Source organism: Bradyrhizobium oligotrophicum, assembly GCF_051168495.1.
Lineage (GTDB): Bacteria > Pseudomonadota > Alphaproteobacteria > Rhizobiales > Xanthobacteraceae > Bradyrhizobium > Bradyrhizobium oligotrophicum_A.
On record NZ_JBNPVB010000004.1, the window covers coordinates 211,650 to 236,123 of the forward strand.

The following is a 24,474-nucleotide window of genomic DNA, read 5'->3' on the forward strand; positions in this document are numbered from 1 at the left end:
GGGTTGGACGAGCGGCCGAATTTCGCTACTAATTCGCGCTCTGGCCCGAGGGAACGACGATGACCTATTGCTGCGGAATTCTGGTGCGTGACGGCCTCGTCATGATCGCGGACACCCGAACCAACGCTGGTCTCGACAACGTCTCGACCTTCCGCAAGCTGCACATCTTCTCCAACCCGGGCGAACGCATCCTGGCGATCGCGAGCGCCGGCAATCTCGCCGTCAGCCAGTCCGTGCTGTCGACCCTGACCGAAGGCATGGAAGACCCCGAGACCGGCGATGTCGAAACGCTGATGAATGCGCCGACCATGTTCCAGGCGGCGCAGCGCATCGGCAGGGCGATCCGCATGGTGCACGCCACCGAAGGTCCGGCGCTGAAGGCGGAGGACATCTCGTTCGACGTCTCGTTCCTGTTCGGGGGCCAGATCAAGGGCTCGCGGATGCGGTTGTTCATGGTCTACACCGCCGGCAATTTCATCGAATGCACCACCGACACGCCCTATTTGCAGATCGGCGAGCACAAATACGGCAAGCCGGTGCTCGATCGCGCCATGCATTACGACGTCGAGCTCTATGATGCTCTGAAAACGGGTCTGATCTCGATGGATTCGACCATGCGCTCGAACCTCGGCGTCGGCATGCCGATCGACGTGCTGGTGGTGCGCGCGGAGGCCTGCGAGGCCGATCTCAACCACCGCATTGAGGCCGGTGAGCCCTATTTCCACGATCTCCGCTCGCGCTGGTCGGCGGCCCTGCGCGCGGCTCATAACAACATTCCGCGGCCGCCCTATAAGACTCAAAGCGAATCAAAACACTGAAACTGCGGAACGCGCAAAACTGAAGGTGAGGAAACATGGCTGAAGCGGCAAAGAAGATCGCGCTGGTGACGGGCGCAGGCACGGGTGTCGGACGCGCCGCATCGTTGGCGCTGATGAACGCGGGCTTCACCGTGGTGCTGGCCGGACGCCGCAAGGAGATGCTGGAAGAGACGGCGAAACTCGGCCCGTCCGGCATGAGCCTGCCGGTCTCGGCCGATATGACCGACCCTGCCTCGATCGCTGCGCTGTTCGACACCGTCAAGTCGACCTATGGCCGCCTCGACGTGCTGTTCAACAATGCCGGCATGGGCGCGCCGCCCCTGCCGCTCGAGGAGCTGACGCTGCAGCAATGGCAGCAGGTGGTCGCAACCAATCTCACCGCGCCGTTCCTGTGCACGCAGCACGCCTTCCGCATCATGAAGGACCAGTCGCCGCGCGGCGGCCGCATCATCAACAACGGCTCGATCTCCGCGCATGCGCCTCGCCCATTCTCCTCGCCCTACACCTCGACCAAGCACGCGATCACCGGTCTCACCAAGGCGTCGAACCTCGACGGCCGCGCCTATGACATCGCGGTCGGCCAGGTCGACATCGGCAATGCCGAAACGCCGATGACCGAGCGCATGGTCGGCGGCGTCTTGCAGCCGGACGGCCGCATGATGCCGGAGCCGCGCATGGACGTGAAGGCGGTCGGCGACGCCGTCGCCTACATGGCCTCGCTGCCGCTCGACGCCAACGTCCTGTTCATCACGGTCATGGCGACGAAGATGCCGTTCGTGGGACGCGGATAGTCGATCCCGTGGTGTCGCCCGGATGAGCGCAAGCGATACTCCCGGGACATACGCGCTCCGTGGGGGAGCCCGGCCGCTCGCGCGCGTCCGGACTCTGCGCCTCCCGTAAAATCACGGCCTGCGGCGCAATTTTACCGCCCGCATCAATGGTATCTTAATACGATTTTTCTACCTCTCCGAGCAAAGGTCGGCTGCAGCCGCAGCGGCACGAACCGGAGACGCCATGCCCCGCTCGCCGTCGCTCCGCTGCCCTCGTTCCCTCGAACACATCAGGCAATGGCTCGCGCGGCGTATCCCCACGGTGACCAACGACGCCGATCGCGAGATGCTGCAGGGCCTTCTGCTGATGGGCGCGCTGCTGTTCATCCTGACCCTGCTGACCTACGTCTGGACCACGCAATGGTCGGGGCCGTTCCCGCGTGACGCCACGACGCTCGTCGTCGGTCGCGATTTCCTCAACTTCTGGATGTACGGACGCGCAGCGTTCACGCCCGATCCCTCCCGCTTCTACGACATTGCCGTCTACAACGACGCACTTTCGGCGCTGCTCGGCTCGGATTACCCAGGCCAGAACGTGCCCAACCCGCCCAACGCGCTGGCCGTGATGGCGCCGTTCGGACTGCTGCCCTACCTGCCGGCGCTCGCCTGCTGGTTCGCGATCGGCCTGCTCGCCTTCCATCTCGGCTGCCGCCGGGCGTTTGCCGATTCCCGCGTGCTGCTGATCGTCGCGATCTCACCGGCTGGGCTGATGTGCCTGCTCTCGGGCCAGAGCTCGTTTTTGACCACGGCGGCGCTGTTCGGGGCCCTCGCTTGGCCGAGCCGGCGGCCTGCGCTCGCCGGCATCCTGATCGGCCTGCTCACGATCAAGCCGCAGCTCGGCGTGCTGTTGCCGGTCATGCTGGTCGCCGCCAGCCAGTGGCGCGTGATCGCCTGGGCGACCCTGACCACCCTCGTCCTGATTGCGGTCAGCGTGGCCATCGGCGGGCTGCAGAGCTGGCACGACTATGTCGCCAAAGGCCTCCCGACCATGAACGAGGTGCTGCGCGATCCAAGCGGCATCGCCGTGCCCTTCCACGCTTCGATCTTCATGAACCTGCGCGGCCTGCTCGGTGACGCCATCGCCGAAGCGCTTCAGACCATCGCAGCGCTCTTGGCTGCGGCGGGCGTTTTCGCGGTGTTTCGCTATCGCCGCGATGCCGATCCGGCCGTGCTCAGGGTCTTCTTCCTGGCCTGCACCGTCTCGGCCTCGCCCTATTTCGGGATCTACGACGTTCTGCCGCTGACCTGTGCGGCCGTGGCGCTGGTCGCATCGGGCGCGCTCGACGGCACCGGCCGCAGGCTTGCGCAGCTCACGTTCTGGCTGCCGGCGCTGCAGCTGCTGTTCGGCTATGTCCAGATGCCCGGCCCCGGCCTGATCGCCCCCGCCTTCGCCATCTTCATCGGCTGGCGGCTGTTCGCACCGACACGGCAGACCGCCGTGGCCAGAATGAGCGAAACGACCAGCGGGCACTCACGAGCCGTACGAGTGCCCGCGGAGGGCGCCGTGCTCGTCGGCGCTGCTGATGGTCCCTCGTAGCCCAACAGACGGGCTCCAAAATGCCTACTCCAGCCGCTCCACCTTGCGCAGACTCGGAAACAGCTTCATCCACGCCAGAGCGATCGCGATCGTGCCGAGGCCGCCGAGCACCGCAGCCGGCATCGCGCCGAACAAGGCGGCTGTGACGCCGCTCTCGAACTGACCGAGCTGGTTGGAGGCGTTGATGAACAGGAAATTCACCGCGCCGACACGGCCGCGCATCTCGTTGGGCGTCGCGAGCTGTACCAGCGAGAAGCGGATGACGACGCTGACGGTGTCGGCGGCGCCGAGAATGGCGAGCGCCAGGACCGAGATCCACATCACGTGCGAGACGGCAAACACGACGGTCGCCGCGCCGAACACGATCACCGCCTGGAACATGCGCAAGCCCACGCGGCGGGTGATCGTGTAGCGCGCCAGCACCGCGGTCATCGCCAGCGCGCCGACCGCGGGCGCGGCGCGGAGCACGCCGAGCCCGAACGGTCCGGTGTCGAGAATGTCGCGCGCATAGATCGGCAGCAGCGCGGTGACGCCGCCGAACAGCACCGCGAACAGGTCGAGCGAGATGGTGCCGAGGATCGCGGGATTGGCGCGGATGAAGCGGACCCCGGCGAACAGATCGGCATTGCTGCCGTCGAGCCGCTCGGCCGCCACGTCGTCCGGCACCTGCATCAGGCCGGTCAGCACCATTCCGGCGATCCAGAACAGCATCATGATGCCATAGGGCAGACCCGGCGCGACGGCATAGGCAAAGCCGCCGATGGCGGGACCGGCGATGGTCGCGAGCTGCGCCGAGCCGCTCGACAATGCGCTCGCCCGCTGCAAGGTGCCGGATGGCGCGATCAGCGGCAGCAGCGCGGCTGTGGCCGGGCTCTCGAACGCACCGGCAATGCCGAGCACGAAGACCGCCGCGAACAGCTGCCATTCGCCGAGCTGCCCGGCATAGGCGCCCCAGCACAGATAGAGCGCGGTCATCGCCTCGGCGAACTGGCAGAGCTGCACGACACGCTTGCGCTGAAAGCGGTCGGCGGCGCTGCCGGCTGCGAATACGAGCAAGGCCGTCGGCAGGAACTGGATCAGCCCGACCATGCCGAGATCGAAGGCGCGCCCGGTGAGATCGTAGATCTGCCAGCCGATCGCGACCGCTGCGATCTGGCTCGCGAAGCGTGACAGGCTGCGGGACGACAGGAAGAACAGGAACGCGCTTTGCTTCAAGAGATCGCGCGCGCCGATCGGGACGGTGGAGGACATGATGGCGCCTGCGTGACGCAGGCTCACCCGCTTGTCAATTGCAGCCCCTCGCATGGCCGCACGGCATTGCGTGCGGCTGCGGCCTGCGCTCATAATGAAACGGGGTTCGGGGGGTCTGATGCTGCAGCTGCAATCGGCGTTCGGGATCGTGGCGCTGCTCGCGCTGGCCTGGGCGCTCGGCGAGAACCGGCGGGCCGTGTCGTTGAAACAGGCCGGGCTGGGGCTGGTGGTGACGATCCTCACGGCAGCCGTCCTGCTCAAGGTGCCCACCGTGGCCCGCGCCTTCGGCGCCATCAACGACGCGGTGGGCGCGATCTCGGCAGCCTCGCGCGCCGGCACCGCGTTCGTGTTCGGCTATGTCGGCGGCGGCGCCCTGCCCTTCGACCTCAAGGCGCCCGGCGCCGATTTCGTGCTCGCCTTCCAGGCGCTGCCGATCGTGCTTGTGATGAGCGTGCTGACGACCTTGCTGTTCTACTGGCGGGTGCTGCCGCCGCTGGTGCGCGGGCTCGCCTGGCTGCTGGAGCGCACGCTCGGCGTCGGCGGCGCCGTCGGCCTGTCCACCGCCGCCAACGTCTTCCTCGGCATGGTCGAGGCGCCGCTGTTCATCCGCCCCTATCTGGCGCAGATGACGCGCAGCGAGTTGTTTCTGGTGATGACCGGCGGCATGGCCGGCATCGCCGGCACCGTGCTGGTGCTGTACGCGACGCTTCTTGCTCCGCTGATTCCCGATGCCGCGGCGCATTTCGTCATCGCCTCGGTGCTCGGCGCGCCGGCGGCGATCCTGATCAGCCTGATCATGGTGCCGGAGACCTCGAAGCAGCTCACCGGCGGCGCGCTCGGCGATCCCGACACGCAGGCCTCATCGACGATGGACGCCATCGTCAAAGGCACCAGCGCCGGGCTCGAACTCCTGATGAACATCGTCGCCCTGCTGCTGGTGCTGGTCGCGCTGGTGCATCTCGCCAATGCGATCCTGTCGCTGCTGCCGGCGATCGGCGGCGCCGCCATCTCGCTGCAGCGGCTGCTCGGCCTCGTCATGGCGCCGGTGTGCTGGCTGATGGGCCTGCCGTGGTCGGAGGCGGTCACGGCAGGGAGCCTGATGGGCACCAAGACGGTGCTGAACGAGCTGATCGCCTATGTCGAGCTGGCGAAGCTCGATGCCACGGCGCTCGACCCGCGCGCACGGCTGATCATGCTCTACGCGATGTGCGGCTTCGCCAACTTCGCCAGCCTCGGCATCATGATCGGCGGCCTCGGCACGATGGCGCCGACGCGCCGCGACGAGATCAACGCGCTCGGCCTCAAATCAATCGTCTCGGGCACCCTCACCACCTGCCTGATGGGCGCGATCGTCGGCGTCCTGACGTGAGCTCAACGGCGTAACGCGCGGCAGGATGAGCGGCGCGACCTTCGCCATCACATGCACCGAGCCCTCGGCCGTTAGATGAGCGTGATCGAACGACAGCGGCACCTCGCCGGCGGTCAAGGGACACGCGCCGTCCTGACAGACCGCGGACAGGATCGAGACGTAGGAAAACCCCTTGGTCGTCGGCAGCGCCGCCTGCATCGCGGCGTCGAGCGCAAATATGTCCGAGCGAACGAACGCAGCCGGGTCCGGCGTCACGCCGCGCAGCCTGGCGCGCGCCAGCATCGACGGCAGCCTCGCCCTGAACTGCAGGGACGGACCGAGCAGCACCACGGCGATGCCGGCCTCATTCAGGCGCTGCAGCGTCTGCTCGAGGTCGCGCACCATGCCTGCGAAACGCGGCGGTCGCGCATCCTCGAGCCAGTCCGCCGACATCACCACGAGATCCGGCCGCATCTGCGCAAGCGTGTCGCGCATCTGGCCTGCGAAGGCACGGCAGGCTGCAACGCCCTGCGTCTCCGCGCTGAACGTCGGCATGCAGGTGGGCTGGCTCGCCTGCATGATGTTGACCATGTCCGGATCGAGCTGGGCCTCGAGGCCATGATAGTAGTGCGCGGCAAAACTGTCGCCCCACAGCAGGACGTTGGTTTTGCCCGCCACCGGACGCAGGCAGTCCTCAGGGACGCGTCCGTCCGGCGTCGTGAAGCAGGTGCCGTAGCGATAGACCGGCTTCATGTCGTAGTCGTTGTAGGCATCCAATTGCTGCGCCGCGCGATCGGCGTCCGACACTGCGCTGGCGCGCAGCACGCCGACCGCGCTGCCGGCGAGCAGCAGCAGGCTTGCCGCGGCTGCGAGACCGAAGGCGGCGCATGGGGTGGCCACGAGCTGACGGTTGCGGAACGGCTGCTCGACCAGGCGCCAGGATAGCGCGGCGACCGCGACCGTCACCACGAACAGCGCCGCTCGCTCCCAGCCGTCGAGCACAAGGCCAGGCTTGGCGAAGCGCGCAAAGGCAAACAGCGGCCAGTGCCAGAGATAGAGCGAATAGGAGATGCGGCCGAAGAACGCCGCGACATTGAGCGGCGACAGCCGGCTGCGCGGGACATTGGCAACGCCGGTCCCGCTCCACAGGAACAGCGCCGCGCCGAGGCACGGCGCGAGCGCATTGACGCCGGGAAAGCCTGGTCCAGGACGCAACGACAGGATCGGGACCGCCATCAGCACCAGCCCCAGCGCGCGCGCCGATCGCTGCGCCACGCCGGGCCGCGGCTGCGGGAGGCTTGACGCGGCCACGAGGCTGCCGAGCAGGAATTCCCAGGCGCGCGGCGGACTGAGGAAGAACGCAGCCGCGGACGCGCCATTGCGCATCAGCACCAGACCGAGGACGAACGAGCCCGCAGCGAGCAGCGCCAACGTGAGCGGCAGCGCCAACCTGCCGTGCGCGATCCGCAGCGCCGCCCAGACCACGACCGGCAGCACGAGATAGAACTGCTCCTCGACGGCGAGCGACCAGGTGTGCAGCAGCGGCTTCTCCACCGCGGCGTGGTCGAAATAGCCGGACTGCTGCCAGAAGAAGACGTTCGAGGTGAAGGTGACGACCGCGGCTACGGCGCGGAAAAACGCGGCGCGCTCCGAGCTCAGCATGTCCCACGACGCCGGAACTGCCGTCAGCGCCACCATCCCATAAAGCGCCGGCAGCAGCCGCCGCACCCGGCGCTCGTAGAAGCGCGCGAACGAGAAACGCCCTGTCGCGATCTCGGCCGTGATGATGCCGGTGATCAGATAGCCGGAGATGACGAAGAAGATGTCGACGCCGACGAAGCCGCCGAAGATCCCCGGCGCCTCGAAATGAAACCCTGTGACGGCCAGCACCGCGATGGCGCGCAGCCAATCGATGTCCTCGCGATGCGTGGGTATCACCCGGCATTCCTCCCAAACGGGGAGGATTCATGCTCGCCTGCAGCGAACGGGCAGCAGCACCTGCTCTGCCGCCCGTTTCAAGCAACCGGCCTTGCGGTGCCCGAGCACCGGGCCCGAACGATTCCCCCAACTGGTTCGAGGGCTAAGTGAACCGCCCATTGATGTCTAATTATTGTCGGCCAGGATTTCGACCGTTTTGAAGTCGGCCGGTGATGTGCCCCCCGGTTCCGACCCGTAATTTTCCGTCCTTCCGGACGGCATGGCCATCGGCCAGATGTTGCGGACCATCATATCTCCGACCCATCGCGGGACAGTGACACACTTGCTGCCGGTCGTACCGGCCGCGATGTCATCAAGTGATTTACCGCTTCCGATCCGGTTCGATGCACTGTCGTCTTCGCTGCGGCAACTACGTAGACGGCCTCCTCCGCAATCTCGCGATTTGGCTCGTCGCGCCGCATTGAGACGTACGTTATCCGCTGCCACATCAGACCGATAAACCTGGCATCAAGTACTCATCTGCAACGGTAACCCCGGATGCCTGTCGTGCGATGCCAAAAAGCGATTTGGCACGTCGCAGCCCACCATTGTCTTAACTCCACATTTGCGACGTTTGTGACGCAATTCTCACCGGGCGTTTGTAATTCGCGCGGTCTTGTCGATCGCTACTACGAGGCGGTAACCCGATGCATGTCGCAAAAATATCCTTCGCGCCGCAGCACGGACTTCAGCTTGACGAGCCTCTCGATGGTCAGCCTGATATCGTGCTGTACTTTGGCGCCCGGAAAGCACTCGCTTCGTGCAACGTGTTTTCTCGATTGGCCACCGCTTTTCCCCGATCCATCATCGTGGGCTGCTCAACCGCCAGTCAAATCCAGGACTACGAGCTGATCGACGACGATCAAATCGCCTGCGTCGGTCTGAAGTTTGCCAAGACGACCGTCCGGCTCAGTCATGCCGAGGTTCCGTCCATGACGCACTCGAGATCATGCGGTCGTAACGTTGGCGCAGCACTTCGGGCTGCTGACCTGGCCGGCGTGTTCGTCTTGTCCGACGGGCTCAACGTGAATGGCAGCGAGTTGATCCGTGGCATCAGCGAGGAAGTCGAGCCTCATGTGGTCTTGACGGGTGGGCTCGCCGGAGATGGTGCCTCCTTTCAGGAAACGCTGGTCGGCGCAAACGGGCCTCCGCAAGCCCATCAAGTTGCTGCGATCGGCTTTTACGGCGACGCGGTCCGCATCGGCCATGGCAGCGCTGGCGGCTGGGACGTGTTCGGCCCCTGGCGGCGGATTACGCGGGCAACCAGCAACGTGTTGCTCGAGCTCGATACGGAGCCGGCTCTCGACCTTTACGAGCGATATCTGGCCGAGGAAGCCGCAGGTCTGCCGGGCACAGGCCTGCTATTTCCGCTTCAGATTCAGAACCCGACAAATGCCGCGCATTGCATCGTCCGGACGATATTGGCGGTCGACCGCAAGACGCGATCCGTCACCTTCGCCGGCAATGTTCCCGAAGGCTGGCTTGCCCGTTTGATGCGGGGAAACATGGATCGCCTTGCTGCAGGTGCGGCCGAAGCGGCCCGCCAAGCCCGCCGAGGTATCGACTGCGGAGGCCTCGCGCTCCTCGTGAGCTGCGTTGGCCGTCATCTTCTGATGGGACAACATACCTCGGACGAGCTCGAAGCCGTCGCCTCGGAACTCGGCCATGATTTTCGAAGTGTCGGCTTCTACTCCTATGGTGAGATTTCGCCTCACGCCTTGTCTGGCGTCCGCGAGCTTCACAATCAGACCATGACAATCACGACGATTGGCGAAGTCGCGGTATAGGGACCGGAAGATGCACAAACTGTTCAAGCGACAACTGGTCAAGGCGACAACCGCGTCCGGTGACGTCGATCTCGACCTGCTTGCCGCGCTCGTCAGTACGGCCTACGAGGAGGCGGAAAAAGATCGCCGTCGCACCGACCGATCGATCACACTCATGGTCGGTGAATTGCAGCAGGCCAACGCGCTATTGATCGAGGCGTTCAATGTGGTGCCGGCAGGCCTCATGCTCGTCAATGCGCGAGGCCAGTATGTCCTGTTCAACGACCGGTATCTCGATTTGCATGACACGGTCCGTGACAAGATCGTCATTGGTGCGAGCTTTGTCGACGCGATACGCGCAAGCGTCGCGCGCGGGCACTTCAACGACGCAACCGGGCGCGAAGAGGCCTGGCTCGCAGAGCGCCTCTCGAGCATCGCGAGCGACTCGTACAGTGCAGTGCACGAACTCCGCGACGGACGCTGGATGAGAATGCAGGAACGCAGGACTGCGGACGGCGGCAGGATTGGCGTGAGCATCGACATTACCGACCTTAAAAAACGAGAGCAGGTGCTGCGGCTACGCTCGGAGCAGCTCCTGGAGTCGCAACGACTAGGCAAAATCGGCGATTGGAGTCACGACCTCTGCGACAAATACCCAAGGGTTTCCGCGCAACTCTATGAGCTTCTTGGATATGACGCCGGGACGAGCGACCTGCCGCTCGCACAACTGCTTTCCGGCAGCGGTCCGGCCCGATTGGCGGCAGCCCAAGCCGAGGTCATCCGGACCCGCCAGGTCGTGAGTTGCGACATCGAGGCCGTTCGCGCCGATGGCCTGCTCGTGGATGTGATCATGACATGCAAGCCGGTCGTGAACAATCGCGACGAAATCGTGGGCTTTTCCGGCACATTTCAGGACATTTCGGAACGAAAGCGAGCCGAGCGGGCTCTGGAGAGGCTCGCTTTTCACGACCCTCTGACCGGGTTGGCAAACCGGGCGCTTTTCCATCGTGAAATCCACGATACGATTGGACGCGTCCTCGCAGGCGGCTCCCAGGCTGCCTTGTTGCTGATGGACCTTGATCACTTCAAGGATGTCAATGATACGCTCGGTCACGCATCCGGCGACGAGCTTCTCTGCAAGGTGACGGCTCTCATATCGCGCCTGCTTGGCCGAGACTGCTTCTTTGCGCGCATCGGCGGCGACGAATTTGCAATCATCGTAAGCCACATCGACGATGTAGCGGAGGTCGAACGGCTCGCAAGCCGTCTTGTCGCTACCCTTTGCGGGTCCATCACCCTCGAGGGCGGCGAAGCCAATATTGGAGGCAGCGTTGGCGTCGCGATCATTCCCCGCGACGGAAGCACACTGACCGACTTGCAACGCAACGCCGACCTTGCGCTGTATCGCGCCAAGGCAGAAGGCCGGAATCAGTTCAAGACTTTCGAGCCCGGCATGAGCCAGGAGGTTCAGCAGAAGATAGTTATTGATCGCGAGCTGAGGAAGGCGGTCTCCAACGATATGGGCCTGTCCGTGCACTATCAGCCGCTGATCGGAATGAGGACCGGGCAGGTAGTCGGATTTGAAGCGCTCATGCGTTGGGAGCATCGGGAGCTTGGCAGTATCCCGCCAAATGTGTTCATCCCGATCGCCGAACGCTCACAATTGATCTGCGATCTTGGACTTTGGATTTTGAAGCACGCCGCGTTGCAGGGGCGGCAATGGCTCGATGCAGGACAGGCTCCCCGGGGAATATCGGTCAATGTATCCGCGGCGCAGGTCTGCCACACCGACTTCGCCCGAGATGTGACACAGATCCTCGCGGAGACGCGCCTGCCTCCGGGCTTGCTCTGCCTGGAACTGACAGAAACGCTTCTGGCGGACAATTCGGGCGGTCAAGTGCGGGCCGTGCTCGAGGCGTTGAAGCGGCTCGGCGTCATTCTCGCTCTCGACGATTTCGGCGCAGGCTATTCGTCGTTGGAATATTTGCGCCAATTGCCATTCGACAGACTCAAGATCGACCGGCGTTTCGTCGCCGGGATCTCGCGCAGCGCGCGCGCTCGAAAGCTCTTCGCTGGCATGGTCGCACTCGGCCAGGGGCTTGGCCTGGAGACGGTCGCTGAAGGCGTTGAAGACGTCGAAGACATCTCGGTCATCCGCGATTGCAACTGCGATATTGGCCAAGGCTTCATTTTTGGTCGTCCTGCACCTGCCAGCCGGATCCTCATCCAGACTGCTCTGGCCTCCTGAGGCCGGGAAGCTCAATGGCTGTCCTTCGGCAGATCGCGCCAGACACCGTGGCGCCAACGCTTCCCCCAACTCCGGTTCGAGGGTTGAGTGAATCGCGGATCGATGTCTAGTTGTTGTCGGCCACGATTTCGACCGTCTTGAAATCCGCCGGCAGGATCACCTCCAGCAGCTCGACATCGTCGGAATAGTCGAGGATCATGTGCCGGATCTTCGGCGGCTGGGTCCAGCAGCTGCCCTCGGTCATCAACGTCTCGCCGACGCCTTCGAGATAGCTCTTCACCCAGCCTTTCAGCACATAGACCATCTGGAAATCGACGGCGTGGGTGTGCAGCTTGGAGACCTCCTGCGGATTGCACGGCGGCAGCATGCGGATGACGTGCGCGCGGGCCAGCCCATGGGTGGCCTCGGCAATGCCGAGGTCTCGGTACTGCGCATAGGTGCGCAGGCCGTCGGCCTTGAAGTCCTCCTCGCTGAAATGGCTGATCGCGATTTTCTGCTTCGGCCGTCGCGGCGCCGGCATTGGGCGCGCCGCACTGGCGAGCGCCTTGCGCGCCGACGGTGCAGCCGCCCGGCCCGGCTTCGCGGCCCTTTTCCCTGCGGCCTTGTCGATCGGCTTGGCGCTGACCGTAGCAAGCGTCTTGCTGCTCCTGCGCGGCGCTGCCTTGGCGGCGGCACGCAATGCGGATTTCGATTTGCGGCTCTTGGTGGCCATCGTGCTCTCCCTACGTTTTTCCCGACGCAGAGAGTAGCACAGACCAGATCGTTGCTCACGTCGTCGGCCGGATGTCGCAGTCGTTCATCCGGACTACGGACGCTTCAGCTCAATGCAGCTGGAACACGCCGTCGACGGCGCGCAGCTCGGCCGGCTTGATCAGCTTGGAATGCGCCACCGTGACGGCGAAGAGCGGTCCCTCCAGCTGCTGCTGCCAGAAGGCGAGAAAGTCCTGCAGCTTGGGGAATTTCGGAAACAGGTCGTAGTTCTGCCAGACATAGGTCTGCAGCAGCGAGGGATGATCCGGCATCCGGTACAGGATCCGTGCCGTCGTCAGGCCATAACCCAACACCTGTTTCCGAAAGTCCTCGGAAACCTCAACCTTCGAACCCATGCCAACCTCCGTTTCTGGAGCGCATGTCCGCGTGGCCAACCGGGATGGAGCCACCCGGCAACGATGCGCTCACCCCTCGAAATGTGACGCATGTCCTCAACTCATCTCAAGCTTAAATGTTTAACGGCTTGTTGAAATATGCTGCATTAGCAGCGACTTAGCCCGGGTGCTACTACGGGGTTTCGCGGTTCGTTCCGACGCCGTTAACGCTGTCGCAACGGTTTGGCAGAGCCCGCGGGTGACTGCTAATTTTTCTGCTATAAGGCCTTGCCCGCCCCCCAACTCTCCCCTAAATCCAGCGCGCGTGCTGGCACTCGCCGGCACCGACTGCCAAATCTCCAGAAACTGACAATCGCTTCAATAGCTTAGGAGGACTGTATGGCTTTCCGTCCGCTTCACGACCGCGTCGTGGTCAAGCGCATCGACGCCGAAGAGAAGACCGCTGGCGGCATCATCATCCCCGACTCGGCCAAGGAAAAGCCCTCGCAGGGCGAAGTGATCGCGGTGGGCCCCGGCGCCCGCGACGAGAGCGGCAAGCTGGTCCCGCTCGACGTCCAGGTCGGCGATCGCGTGCTGTTCGGCAAGTGGTCGGGCACCGAAGTCAAGATCGACGGCCAGGAGCTGCTGATCATGAAGGAGAGCGACATCATGGGTGTGCTCACCGACATCGCGACGAAGAAGAAGGCTGCCGCCTAAGCCGCAACCCGCTCGACGCTCACCCCTCGAGGAGCGCCTGCGGGCGCCCTGCCGAGAGGGAGACGAATAGTTCAACTCAGGGAAACCCAACATGTCAGCAAAAGACGTAAAGTTCGGCGTCGAAGCCCGCGACCGCATGCTGCGCGGCGTGGACATTCTCGCCAATGCCGTGAAGGTCACGCTCGGTCCGAAGGGCCGCAACGTCGTCCTCGACAAGTCGTTCGGCGCGCCGCGCATCACCAAGGACGGCGTCACCGTCGCCAAGGAGATCGAGCTCGACGACAAGTTCGAGAACATGGGCGCGCAGATGGTGCGCGAAGTCGCCTCGAAGTCCGCTGACGCGGCCGGCGACGGCACCACCACCGCGACCGTGCTGGCCCAGGCCATCGTGCGCGAGGGCGCCAAGGCGGTTGCCGCCGGCATGAACCCGATGGATCTGAAGCGCGGCATCGACCTCGCGGTCGAGGCGGTCGTCGCCGATCTCGTCAAGAACTCCAAGAAGGTCACGTCGAACGACGAGATCGCCCAGGTCGGCACCATCTCCGCCAACGGCGACTCCGAGATCGGCAAGTTCCTCGCCGACGCCATGAAGAAGGTCGGCAACGAGGGCGTCATCACCGTCGAGGAAGCCAAGTCGCTCGAGACCGAGCTCGACGTCGTCGAGGGCATGCAGTTCGATCGCGGCTACATCTCGCCGTACTTCGTCACCAACGCCGACAAGATGCGCGTTGAGATGGACGACGCCTACATCCTCATCAACGAGAAGAAGCTGTCGTCGCTGAACGAGCTGCTGCCGCTGCTCGAGGCCGTGGTGCAGACCGGCAAGCCGCTGGTGATCGTCGCCGAGGACGTCGAGGGCGAGGCCCTGGCCACGCTCGTCGTGAACCGTCTGCGTGGCGGCCTGAAGGTCGCTGCCGTCAAGGCGCCGGGCTTCGGCGACCGCCGCAAGGCCATGCTGCAGGACATCGCGATCCTGACCGGCGGCCAGGCGATCTCGGAAGACCTCGGCATCAAGCTTGAGAACGTCAACCTCTCCATGCTCGGCCGCGCCAAGAAGGTGATGATCGACAAGGAGAACACCACGATCGTCAACGGCGCCGGCAAGAAGGCCGACATCGAGGCGCGCGTTCAGCAGATCAAGGCGCAGATCGAGGAGACCACCTCGGACTACGACCGTGAGAAGCTGCAGGAGCGTCTGGCCAAGCTCGCCGGCGGCGTCGCGGTGATCCGCGTCGGCGGCGCGACCGAGGTCGAGGTCAAGGAGCGCAAGGATCGCGTGGATGACGCGATGCATGCGACCCGTGCGGCCGTCGAGGAAGGCATCCTGCCGGGCGGCGGCGTCGCCCTGCTCCGGGCTTCCGAGCAGCTCAAGGGCCTGCGCACCAAGAACGACGACCAGAAGACCGGCATCGAGATCGTCCGCAAGGCGCTCTCCGCCCCGGCCCGCCAGATTGCGATCAACGCAGGCGAGGACGGCTCGGTCATCGTCGGCAAGATCCTGGAGAAGGACCAGTACGCCTATGGCTTCGACAGCCAGACCGGCGAGTACGTGAACCTGGTCTCCAAGGGCATCATCGACCCGACCAAGGTGGTTCGCGCCGCGATCCAGAACGCCGCCTCCGTGGCCGCGCTGCTGATCACGACCGAAGCCATGGTCGCCGAGCTGCCGAAGAAGAACGCCGGCGGCCCCGCAATGCCTCCGGGCGGCGGCATGGGCGGCATGGACTTCTAAGTCCCAGCCTACTTGCGAAGACACCAGGGCGCAGCGCAGGCTGCGCCCTTTTTCTATGGACGCCAGCTTGACTGTTACGCGTAACGTATCACATGATGACGCATGATCCGCAGCTTCGCCGACAGGGCCACCGAGCGGCTGTTCCGCGACCATGTCTGTCCAGCACGGTGGCGGAGCTTCGAGACCATCGCTTTGCGGAAACTCGACATGGTGGACGCTGCCGTCCGTCTGGACGATTTGCGGTCCCCGCCGGGCAATCGACTGGAGGCGCTGAAAGGCGATCGCCAGGGTCAGCATTCCATCAGGATCAACCAGCAATGGCGGATCTGCTTTGAATGGACACCAGAGGGGCCGGCGCTGGTGGAAATCATAGACTATCACTGACGGAGACGATGATGCCCCGCCTGCGCACCCATCCCGGCGAAGTGCTCCGCGAGGAATTCCTCCTTCCTCTCGGCCTGTCCGCGCGTGCTCTCGCGAAGATACTGGATGTTCCGCCCAACCGCCTCACCGAGATCATGCGCGGCACCCGCGATGTCACGGCCGATACCGCGCTCCGGCTCGGCCGCTACTTCGGCACCGACCCGCGCTTCTGGATGAACCTGCAAACCGCCCACGATCTTTCCAAGGCGGAGCAGACACAGAACTACAAGAAGATCGTGCCGCGCGACGCGGCTTGAACCATTGCCGCTTAGGCGGCGTAGCCCTGATGAGCTATGCCGAAGGCACAGGCGGGAGCGAGATCCGGAATCTCACGAACTGCTGCGATGATCCCCACATGGCGCTTTGCTCATGCGAGCGACAGCGTCTACCCTACTTCACCCTCATCCCGATCCGCTCGAACCGGACTCGCCCCGGCCTGCTGGTGTCGGTGCCTGCGAGCGAGAAGAAGATCATCGCGACACGCCCGATGACGTTCTCGATCGGCACATAGCCAACCTGTGACAACATCCGGCTGTCGGTCGAGTTGTCGCGGTTGTCGCCGAGCATGAACAGGCGGCCGGGCGGCACCACGAAGACATTGGTATTGTCGAGGAAGCCGTGGTCGACGCAGTCCAATGTCTCGTAGCTGCCCCCGTTCGGCAAGCTCTCGCGCCAGCGCTTCACGCGCTCGCGCGCATCGCCGCCACAGGCAGATTCCCCCGTCAGATCTTCCATCCGCTCGCGCGCGACGGCGATGTCGTTGATGGAGAGCATGCCGTCCTTCATCTGCACGCGATCGCCGGGGAGTCCGACCACGCGCTTGACGTAGACGGTGGCATTGTCCTTCGGCACGACGAACGCGACGACGTCGCCGCGCGCAGGCGTCGCGCCCCAGATGCGCGCCGACGGCGGCAATGTGGCCGGCCACGACAACGGCCAGCTGAAGCGGCTATAGCCGTAGGCATATTTCGACACATAGAAGTAGTCACCCACCAGCAAAGTCGGCTTCATCGAGCCGGACGGACTATTGAACGGCTGGTACAGAAAGGCACGGATCAGCAGCGGCGAAGCCAGAAGCAGGCACAGAGCCACGAAGCCGGCAACGAAGATGCTTGCAATCGCCCACCACGGCTCGCGCCTTGGCCTGAACTCTCCGGCGTCCACACTCGTCACGACATCCCCCATGTCCGTCAGAGCCAGAGAATGGCCGAGCGACGTCTCCCACGCAATCCCGCGCGACGCGCCGACACGCTTACCGCCTCTTCCGCCACGGCGCGTCGGCTTCCCAGTCACCGGCCATGATCGAGCCGTAAGGGATCACCTCGTCGATGACCTCTCCGAGCCGGTAGCGCGCGATCTGCGACCGCACGGACGCCGCGTTCTTGTAGGCCTGCGGCAGCTCCGATAGATCGGGCTTGCCGCAATAGAAGCGCGCGTCAATGCCGTCAGGCAGCTCAGGACGATTCTCGCGCAGAAAGGCTTTCCGCCCGAGATTGCGACCGGCGCCGTGCGGTGCGAAGCCGAGCGCATCTTTGTTGTCGCGGTGCTTCAGGATCAGCACCGGCTCGGCCATGTTGAGCGGCACGATGGTGCGTCCGTCATCATCGGCCGAGAAGCCGGACCAGTTCGGCGTCGCGCCCTTGCCGTGGTAGAACAGGCCATCGCTCTTCTGGAAGACGAAATTGTGCTCGTTCCAGAACCGGTCCGCGATGGCGTTGCCGAGCTTCGCCGCGGCGAGATCGTGGATCGCATGATGGTTGGCCCTGGTCCACAACCTAGCCACCTGCAACGCCTCCCAATAGGCGCGACCGTCGTCGCTCGACGCCTTGATCCAGGCGCTGTGCTCCGGGACCTTCGGCGCATGGATCGCGGTGTGCCTCTTCGCCACGGCCATGCCGCGCTTGTAAAGCTGGGCACCGAAGCCGCGCGAGCCGTGATGCGTCACCAGCGCCACCTGCCCGGTCGATCTAAGGTGGCCGACATAGGCGAAGTGATTGCCGTCTCCCTGCGTGGCGAAGTGGCCGATCGCGAAGCGCTCGAGCCCCTTCAAGAAAGGATTGGCCTCGAAGCCCGCCATCACCTCGTCGGGCGGCTGATGCAGCCGGTCGCGGCCGCCGGGACCGAAATGGGTCACGGCGTGAACCGCATCAAGAATGCGCTTGGGATCGTCTTTGCGCGCGAACACCGTCACCGACACCGAGCAGCAGATGTCGGAGGAATGAAAGCCCGGATGGATCGCGTCCTCGCAAGCAACCACGCCACCGACCGGGATGGTGCCAAGCGCCGTCCCCGACGGGCAGGCGTCCGGCATCACGGCGCCGGCCACGATGGTCGGCACCCGCATCAGGGCATCCATGTGCTGCGCGACCGCCGCGACATTGGCGCGCTCCAGCTCGTTGTCCACATCGATCAGCATCGCGAACGGCACGCCATTGGTGCGCATCAGGGTCTCCGCCGGCTGCAGGGCCTGCAGCGCCGCGAAGATCGCGTCGTCATCCGCGCCCGCGGCACGCATCTCGTTTGCGGTTGCCAATCCCTGTTTGAACCAGCGGCCCGGCTTGAAGCCCCAGGCGATGAGGGTGTTTCCGTCGATCATGGTCCGTCTCACATTCGGTCAGAACAGTTGGTTGCGTCCGGCGGCATCCGCGTTCATTCGCGGAGCTACCCGTGCTGGTGCGCTCGACCCACGCTTTGGTAACCCGGATGAACGGACGCCAGGGCCCGTCAGGGCGCAGGCGGAGGCGACATCCGGGTCTCACGAACCGTCTCGGTAAAGCCGCATATCGCTTCGCTCATGCGGGCTACGTGGTTCGCCGATACATCACGTCGGTCCGCAGCACGTATTTGCGCCCCTTCGTCACGGGATCACCCCGATGCATGATGGGATGGTGGAATAACAGTGCCATTCCCTTCTCCGGTATGATGCGCAACGGACCATCCGGCATCAGTCCGGTGTCGTCGCAGAACGAGGTCGCGCCACCTTCGAAGTCGTCGTTCAGATAGACCATGAAGGTGAACTGGCTACGCTCGCCGTTGTCGCGTTCGAAATGGCCGTCGCGATGCCATTCGAACTTTTGTCCGATGTCATAGCGATAAAGCCGCAGCCGCTCGTTGAGCCCGACCGGCTGCCAGCGATGCTGAAACGATGGCGCGAGGTGGACCGCGAGCCGCTCATAGAGCGTCTGCGCACGCTGGGTATCGTCGACGATGACGCGGTCGTTGTTGCGGGCATCCCTCACGCCGCGCGGCGCAAACAGGGTCGCTTCCTCGAACCCGATCATTTCGCCCAAGCGGATGTACTCCTCGCACTCCGCAGCAGAGAAGAAGTTCGCGATCGTCTCGATGTTGTCGGCACGCCAGGTGATCTCGGTCATCTCTCGTACTCCATGAGAATGGGAGCCGCCCGTGGGCGGCCTCCCCTGTCCGTTACGCCGCATCCGGCGCCTTCAGCCGCACCAGCCGTGTCAGCAGCGCATCGAGGCCGGCGCCGTCGCCGGCGTGCAGGTCGATGCGGCCGACCTTTTCGACCAGGCGCTCCAGCGACTCCAGCTCCTTGAGCCGCAGCAGCAGCGGGTTGTCCTCCATCAGCTTGGCGGTGTTGAGGAGCGAGCGCGTCGCCGCAGTCTCCTCCTGGCGGCGGATCAGGTTGGCCTTGGCCAGCCGCTCCGCCTCCACCACCTTGTTGACGAGGTCGCGGATCTCGCCGGGCAGGATCACGTCCTTCACGCCGAGCTCCGTCACTTCGACACCAGAGCCATCGAGCCGCGCGCGCACATAGTCGCGCAGCTCGGCGTCGAGCGACGCCTTCGCCGCCAACACCTCGTCGAGCGTGCGCGACGCCACCGCCTCCCGGATCGCGAACTGCACCAGCCGGTAAAGCCACGCGTCCACGTCCGGCGTGGTCGCGACTGCCGCCTCCGCATCGACGATCCGCCGGAACGCCGTCAAGGTGACGCGCAGCGCGATGCGATCCTTGGTCAGCATCTCCTGCGCCGTGATCTCGAGCGCGGTGGGCCGTAGGTCCAGCCGCTTGACCTCGATCTTGCGGCCGACCACCCAGAACGCATGCCGGCCCGGCGCGAGCCGCTCCGTGAGCCGGCCGTCGACATGGAGCAGACCAGCCTCGTGGTTCTCGACCACGACTTCGGTCGCAATGCTCGGCCGGTTGCGCTCGATCATCGCCAGGTGCCGCGCGCTCACGCGCACGTCATCGGCGATGTCGATGCGCTCGACCTCGATCCTCGTCGCCACCTTCCAGTAGATTCGGGTCTGCCACGGCGTGAGCAGATGCACAGGCCGGCCATCGAGGCTGACGATCGCGATCTCATCCGCGCCGGTCTCGACCGCCTCGAACAGTTCGGCGGCGAGATCGGGCCGCGCAGCCTTCAGCACCGCGTAGCGCTCCCCCGGGTATTCAGCCTTGACCACGTCGAACACCTGCACCGTCAGCCGGTGCAACGGATCGAGCAGCGCATGACGGCCGGAACCGAGCACGCGCACGAGCTGGCCGTCACGCCACACCAGCGCCCGCTCGCCATCCGCCACCGTCTGCGTCTTCATCATCACGTGCCAGCTCATGACACTCTCCTGTCGCGCACGGTCCGGCCATTAGCCGGGCCCTGCCTTGTTGGCTGCCGGCCCATGCCCGCAGCAGTTTGAAATTCAAAGGACGTGAGGACCGGACGGCGCTTCCTGCATGAACCGAGCGGACCGCGGCTTGAGCGTCGCACGCCACCGGGCGCATGCGCCCCTCACGCCCGCCCAGGCGAACGTGATGATGCGCAAGCCGTCCCGACTGCACGCGACGCGGTATCCACCGCGGCACAGAGCCGGTTCTGCAGTGTCTTGATCAGGTCGAGATGCCCTTGAAGTTATCTCAGGCAAAACGGCCGGACCGCGACTGAAGCGCGCGTCCGGTCCTCTTCAGAGGTGATTAGCTTTCGAGGCTAAACCGAAGCGCTGGAGCGGGAGTCGAACCCGCGACACGATGATTTCTGGTCATCTGCTCTACCCACTGAGCTATCCTTTGTTCGCCGATCGGATTCGAACCGATGCACTCGGGCCCTTACCCGATGCTCACCATGAGCTTCGACGCGCATCTTCACTTCAGCGGAATACGCCACCGGAAACCGGCGCGCACCAGTCGGGATCTCAGCGAGCCCGAGCTCATGTCCGAAGCGAAGGATGCTGCACATAGAGCAGTCTGCAGAGATGCGCAAGTGTTAGTTTGTAGTTCGCTTCATCTCGTTCAATCAGTCCCGCACGTGAGAATGAAGATGGCGCGCCCGGATGAGCGCAGCGACATCCGGGTTCACGCGCGCAGCTCGTGAGGCCCCGGATGTCGCCCACGCCGCCGCCTGTCGGCGACGGCGCGGGCTCATCCGGGCGACGAGCCACTCGTCAGCGCTCCAGCTCCACGTCCCAGTACAGATAGTCCTGCCAGGTCTCGTGCAGAAACCTTGGCGGAAACAGGCGCTGCGCGGCCATCAGTTCATGCCGCGTCGGCTCGAACGGCGGCCGCCGCGGCTTGAGGTAACGCCGGTCCTTGCGCGCGTTGCAGGGGCTGCAGGCCGCGACGATGTTGGTCCACGACGTCTCGCCGCCATCGGCGCGCGGCACGACGTGATCGAAGGTCAGCTCGCCGTGCAGATATTGGCTACCGCAGTACTGACAGCGAAAGCGATCGCGCAGGAAGACGTTGAACCGCGTGAACGCGACCCGCGTCGCCGGCCTGACATCGGCGCGCAGCGCGATGACGGAAGGCAGCCGCATCGTGACACTCGGGCTGCGCACGATCTGATCGTACTCCGCAACGACGACGTGAGACCCGCCGACCACGGCCCTGATCGCGTCCTGCCAATCGAAGACCGACAGCGGGAAGTAGCTCAACGGCTGGAAATCGGCGTTGAGAACGAGCGCCGGACTTGTTGCTGACATCGTCGACCTCCTCTTCTCAATTGATGATCCAATCAACGATCTTGGCGCCCATGACGAGAATCGAACTCGCCTTGCCGGATCGACAATCCGGTCCCTTCACCAGATGGGGGCATGGGCCGCGTGATCAGTCGCAAGCAGCCGGAGCATGCTCCGGCCGAACGCCATTGATGTAGTCGAGATAGATCTGCCGCGCCGCAGCCTCGCTGACGCCGCGGCACGCCATCGCGATACGCACGAAGGCAAGCGCCACCGGCGAGGACAGTGCCCGCGCGTGATCACATATCTGGGAGTCTGGATTGATGGTGCGGGTCATCAGACCCTCCGCTATCAGTTGCGGAGGGTGGGTTCCCGCCGCCGGCTATGCTCGTGCTGGAATGTCGCGGACTGGTTTCGCCAGGGACAGAACGAGATCATCAGGACCCTGACAGGCGTCGCCCATGCCTGCCCAATCGCGCGACCAGGTAAACGGTCGTTCGTTGGCGGCGGCGTTCGCGAGATGTGAGCGTTGGCTCAACACGGTCGTAGTCCTCAAGAAAAGCGCCGAACATCGGCGGTCCGCTTCGATGGGGCAGAGCTATGCGCAGAATTTTCCGAAGCCGTCAAGGCCGCATCACGAGGTGAGCACGGCGCAGCCGCTTGCAGCGCGGTAAATTTGCAACGACGAGGCCGCCCGGCGGGCAAATCAGTTGCGCCATTTCGCGCGCTGCGATCCCGCCACTGCACGGTTGCGCGATGAAAACGGGTGCGCGGAAAAACTCATTTCTCGAACACGGTCAATGAGATCGCGCTTCTCACCCTGCGCCCCGCAAACTTTCTTGTTTCCAAAAATCAGAAATCGTGCCATTTATGCCCCGTCCCGTCCTGATGAGAGGGGCGCTTCGCGATCGTCACGAACGTGGAGGGCGGGATGCGGTGGGCGTGTCGCCTGGCAGCGTGGCCTCAAGGCCATGCCGACGAACGAGGTGATGCGCACGGTGAAGTCGTGATGTCCTGATACCCCGATGCTGGTATCAAGGTCGAGAGAGACGAGTGCTCCGACCGATGGTGGCCAACAAGCCCGGCGCGCCAGGGAGACCACGTATAAGCCGTAAATCCATCGCGCGGGGAATGCCGGATGATGCGGCTGAACCTGTGGTGACTGCCGCCTGCTTTCTTGTTGCAGGCGGGCCATGGGTGAGGCCCTCACCCGGCATTCCCCGCGCCCTCTCACGATTTTCGAGGGCGATGTCGTCAGCAAGACTCGGGCGTCATCCGCCGCGGGACTGCGATGTCGCGTCTGCAGGGTAAAGAACTCGTAGGGTCGGCAAAGCGGCCGCCGAAGGCGCCAGCGTGCCCACCGTCAAGCAGCAAGCTCGATCGAAAGATGGTGGGCACGGCGTCAACTAAGAGGGGTTGTGAGGCGCGAGCTGTGCCGCGCCTTTGCCCACCCTGCGGCACCTCAGCGAGAACGTGCCCCCTACCCGCGTCAGTCGATGCGCGAGAGCACGGCGAGCTTGCGGATGCCCTTGTTCTTGTAGGCATCGAGGAAGGCGTAGTAGTCGCGGAACGAAACGCAGCCGTTGGAGTCGCCGTTCGGCCCGAGCATGAAGGTGTGCGCCAACAGGCCGTTGCGGCCGTGGATGGCGTCCTCGCCGCCGATCGGATTGAGCCGCAGCGCCGGCACGCCATGGAACAGCGCCTCGCGCGGCTTCAGTTCGTAGATGTGCGGCGGGGTGACGCCGCGCATCTTGATCTTCTCCGAGCTCGGCTTGTCGAGATTGTCGCCGAGGCCGGAATGCGCCTCGAGCTTGGTGCCGTCCGGCAGGTACACGGCCTTGGCCGAGATGTCGTAGACCGCCGTGCTGGTATCGTAAGGCGGCCGGCCGCCGCCGGTCGGATCCTTGGCGATCGTCGCGGTGATGTTGGCGTCAGCCGAAGCATAGGCGAGAAGCCCGCCGTTCTGGTTCTCCGGTTTGCCCCACAGCTTTTCCTGGATCGAATGGCGGTCGCCGGCGATCGACAGCACCGCGGCCTTGGCACGCTCGGTCATCGCGCGCAGCGAGAAACCGCCCTTCGGCGCATTGGCCTCGGCGGCCTGCGCCGGCGTGGGGGTCTGCGGCTGTGCCGCCGACCGGGAATTTGTGTTGGCCAGCGCCAGCTGCATCGGCGGCCGGGCATCCTTCTTCGGCGCCTCGGCGAGCTTGGCGGTCTCGACCGGCCTGGTCTCGGGACCCTTGGCGTCGAAAGGCTTGGTGTCGAAAGGCTTGGCGTCGAAGGGTTTGGGAGCAGCCTCGGCGAATCGGGGCAGCGGCGGCGCACCGGCGGCGGCGTTGGACGCGACGCCCTGCGGCACGGCCGCGCTGAAGCGGTCGTTGAACATCTGCGGCGTGATGGCCGCCACCGTCGTCACGGGCGCGGCTTCCGGGAACGCGGAAAAGGCATCGCCCACGGCGTCGGCGGCAGTGCGCGTCGCAAGCCGCGGCGCCGGGCGCACGACGGGCTCGTCCTGGTCGATGCTGCCCAGGGTCGGATAGGCATCGGCCGCGATGATCTTGGTATAGACCGTCACGGCGCAGCCCCCGATCAGGCATGCGATGGCCGCGCCACCAATCAATTTGTGAGAGAACGCGGTCAGGGAAGACTTCCTGCGGTTTCGTGCGGCCAACGCAGTTCGACTGTTACTCATTCACTCACGCCCGAACGAATACTCGAAAACTCTCGCGCAACGCGCCACGGACACCCGCTTTGCATCTCGCAGAAGCACAGAGCTTCATTAAGGCGACTTTTAGTTAAATGCTGATTAAGCTTTGGCAGATTAGGGGCAAG

At 64.6% G+C, this 24,474-nt stretch carries 22 protein-coding genes and 2 tRNA genes; 10 read left to right on the forward strand and 14 right to left on the reverse strand.

Annotated elements, in window-relative coordinates:
* The first annotated feature begins 59 nt into the window (after positions 1-59).
* The 3 genes from ACQR1B_RS10310 (at position 60) to ACQR1B_RS10320 (ending at position 3,185) form a co-directional block, all read left to right on the forward strand.
* Complete coding sequence (locus ACQR1B_RS10310; protein ID WP_434831041.1) at positions 60-818, forward strand: peptidase; 759 nt, start codon at positions 60-62, stop codon at positions 816-818.
* Between the two features lie 35 nt (positions 819-853).
* Positions 854-1,609 (forward strand): SDR family oxidoreductase, encoded by a 756-nt coding sequence (locus tag ACQR1B_RS10315; RefSeq protein WP_434831040.1) that lies wholly within the window; start codon positions 854-856, stop codon positions 1,607-1,609.
* 223 nt (positions 1,610-1,832) lie between these two features.
* Complete coding sequence (locus ACQR1B_RS10320; protein WP_434831039.1) at positions 1,833-3,185, forward strand: glycosyltransferase family 87 protein; 1,353 nt, start codon at positions 1,833-1,835, stop codon at positions 3,183-3,185.
* A gap of 24 nt (positions 3,186-3,209) precedes the next feature.
* Here the strand turns inward: ACQR1B_RS10320 and ACQR1B_RS10325 are convergent, their stop codons facing one another.
* On the reverse strand, positions 3,210-4,436 hold the full coding sequence (locus tag ACQR1B_RS10325; RefSeq protein WP_434831038.1) for an MFS transporter: 1,227 nt from the start codon (positions 4,434-4,436) through the stop codon (positions 3,210-3,212).
* A gap of 118 nt (positions 4,437-4,554) precedes the next feature.
* Between ACQR1B_RS10325 and ACQR1B_RS10330 the strand changes: the two genes are divergently transcribed.
* Positions 4,555-5,805 (forward strand): NupC/NupG family nucleoside CNT transporter, encoded by a 1,251-nt coding sequence (locus ACQR1B_RS10330; RefSeq protein WP_434831037.1) that lies wholly within the window; start codon positions 4,555-4,557, stop codon positions 5,803-5,805.
* Here the strand turns inward: ACQR1B_RS10330 and ACQR1B_RS10335 are convergent.
* Positions 5,743-7,722 carry an acyltransferase family protein gene (locus ACQR1B_RS10335; protein WP_434831036.1) on the reverse strand — a complete coding sequence of 660 codons (1,980 nt, stop codon included), beginning with the start codon at positions 7,720-7,722 and terminating at the stop codon, positions 5,743-5,745. The genes ACQR1B_RS10330 and ACQR1B_RS10335 overlap by 63 nt on opposite strands.
* Positions 7,723-8,408: 686 nt before the next feature.
* Here ACQR1B_RS10335 and ACQR1B_RS10340 point away from each other — a divergent pair.
* Together ACQR1B_RS10340 and ACQR1B_RS10345 are read left to right on the forward strand one after the other, a co-directional pair.
* Positions 8,409-9,548 carry an FIST signal transduction protein gene (locus tag ACQR1B_RS10340; protein WP_434831035.1) on the forward strand — a complete coding sequence of 380 codons (1,140 nt, stop codon included), beginning with the start codon at positions 8,409-8,411 and terminating at the stop codon, positions 9,546-9,548.
* Between the two features lie 10 nt (positions 9,549-9,558).
* Positions 9,559-11,775 carry a putative bifunctional diguanylate cyclase/phosphodiesterase gene (locus ACQR1B_RS10345; protein WP_434831034.1) on the forward strand — a complete coding sequence of 739 codons (2,217 nt, stop codon included), beginning with the start codon at positions 9,559-9,561 and terminating at the stop codon, positions 11,773-11,775.
* Between the two features lie 106 nt (positions 11,776-11,881).
* On the opposite strand, the gene ACQR1B_RS10350 is transcribed toward ACQR1B_RS10345, so the two are convergent.
* Both ACQR1B_RS10350 and ACQR1B_RS10355 read right to left on the reverse strand, forming a co-directional pair.
* Complete coding sequence (locus ACQR1B_RS10350; RefSeq protein WP_434831033.1) at positions 11,882-12,487, reverse strand: cupin domain-containing protein; 606 nt, start codon at positions 12,485-12,487, stop codon at positions 11,882-11,884.
* A gap of 109 nt (positions 12,488-12,596) precedes the next feature.
* On the reverse strand, positions 12,597-12,881 hold the full coding sequence (locus tag ACQR1B_RS10355; RefSeq protein WP_434831032.1) for an usg protein: 285 nt from the start codon (positions 12,879-12,881) through the stop codon (positions 12,597-12,599).
* Between the two features lie 378 nt (positions 12,882-13,259).
* Between ACQR1B_RS10355 and groES the strand changes: the two genes are divergently transcribed.
* From groES to ACQR1B_RS10375, 4 genes are all read left to right on the forward strand, one after another.
* A complete protein-coding gene (gene groES / locus ACQR1B_RS10360; RefSeq protein ID WP_434831031.1) occupies positions 13,260-13,577 on the forward strand; it encodes a co-chaperone GroES in 318 nt (105 codons plus the stop codon).
* 91 nt (positions 13,578-13,668) lie between these two features.
* Positions 13,669-15,309 carry a chaperonin GroEL gene (gene groL, locus ACQR1B_RS10365; protein ID WP_434831030.1) on the forward strand — a complete coding sequence of 547 codons (1,641 nt, stop codon included), beginning with the start codon at positions 13,669-13,671 and terminating at the stop codon, positions 15,307-15,309.
* Positions 15,310-15,411: 102 nt separating this feature from the next.
* Positions 15,412-15,693, forward strand: a complete 282-nt coding sequence (locus ACQR1B_RS10370; RefSeq protein WP_434831029.1) for a type II toxin-antitoxin system RelE/ParE family toxin — start codon at positions 15,412-15,414, stop codon at positions 15,691-15,693.
* Positions 15,694-15,704: 11 nt separating this feature from the next.
* Positions 15,705-15,989, forward strand: coding sequence for a HigA family addiction module antitoxin (locus ACQR1B_RS10375; RefSeq protein ID WP_434831028.1), 285 nt, complete (start codon positions 15,705-15,707; stop codon positions 15,987-15,989).
* A 133-nt stretch (positions 15,990-16,122) separates the two neighbouring features.
* Here the strand turns inward: ACQR1B_RS10375 and lepB are convergent, their stop codons facing one another.
* The 10 genes from lepB to ACQR1B_RS10425 form a co-directional block, all read right to left on the reverse strand.
* Positions 16,123-16,905: a signal peptidase I gene (lepB, locus tag ACQR1B_RS10380; protein WP_434831027.1), complete on the reverse strand. Its 783-nt coding sequence runs from the start codon at positions 16,903-16,905 to the stop codon at positions 16,123-16,125.
* A 79-nt stretch (positions 16,906-16,984) separates the two neighbouring features.
* Positions 16,985-18,328 carry an RtcB family protein gene (locus ACQR1B_RS10385; protein ID WP_434831026.1) on the reverse strand — a complete coding sequence of 448 codons (1,344 nt, stop codon included), beginning with the start codon at positions 18,326-18,328 and terminating at the stop codon, positions 16,985-16,987.
* A gap of 205 nt (positions 18,329-18,533) precedes the next feature.
* Positions 18,534-19,106 carry a 2OG-Fe(II) oxygenase gene (locus ACQR1B_RS10390; RefSeq protein WP_434831025.1) on the reverse strand — a complete coding sequence of 191 codons (573 nt, stop codon included), beginning with the start codon at positions 19,104-19,106 and terminating at the stop codon, positions 18,534-18,536.
* Positions 19,107-19,158: 52 nt separating this feature from the next.
* On the reverse strand, positions 19,159-20,310 hold the full coding sequence (locus tag ACQR1B_RS10395) for a slipin family protein (protein ID WP_434831024.1): 1,152 nt from the start codon (positions 20,308-20,310) through the stop codon (positions 19,159-19,161).
* Between the two features lie 382 nt (positions 20,311-20,692).
* Positions 20,693-20,757, reverse strand: a tRNA-Ser gene (locus tag ACQR1B_RS10400).
* A 375-nt stretch (positions 20,758-21,132) separates the two neighbouring features.
* Positions 21,133-21,669: an HNH endonuclease gene (locus ACQR1B_RS10405; RefSeq protein WP_434831023.1), complete on the reverse strand. Its 537-nt coding sequence runs from the start codon at positions 21,667-21,669 to the stop codon at positions 21,133-21,135.
* A 42-nt stretch (positions 21,670-21,711) separates the two neighbouring features.
* Positions 21,712-21,786, reverse strand: a tRNA-Asp gene (locus tag ACQR1B_RS10410).
* Positions 21,787-21,793: 7 nt separating this feature from the next.
* On the reverse strand, positions 21,794-21,982 hold the full coding sequence (locus ACQR1B_RS10415; RefSeq protein ID WP_434831022.1) for a hypothetical protein: 189 nt from the start codon (positions 21,980-21,982) through the stop codon (positions 21,794-21,796).
* A gap of 369 nt (positions 21,983-22,351) precedes the next feature.
* Entirely contained in the window at positions 22,352-22,513 is a 162-nt protein-coding gene (locus ACQR1B_RS10420; RefSeq protein WP_434831021.1) for a hypothetical protein, read from the reverse strand.
* A 621-nt stretch (positions 22,514-23,134) separates the two neighbouring features.
* Positions 23,135-24,334, reverse strand: a complete 1,200-nt coding sequence (locus tag ACQR1B_RS10425) for a tlde1 domain-containing protein (RefSeq protein ID WP_434831020.1) — start codon at positions 24,332-24,334, stop codon at positions 23,135-23,137.
* Between the last annotated feature and the right edge of the window lie 140 nt (positions 24,335-24,474).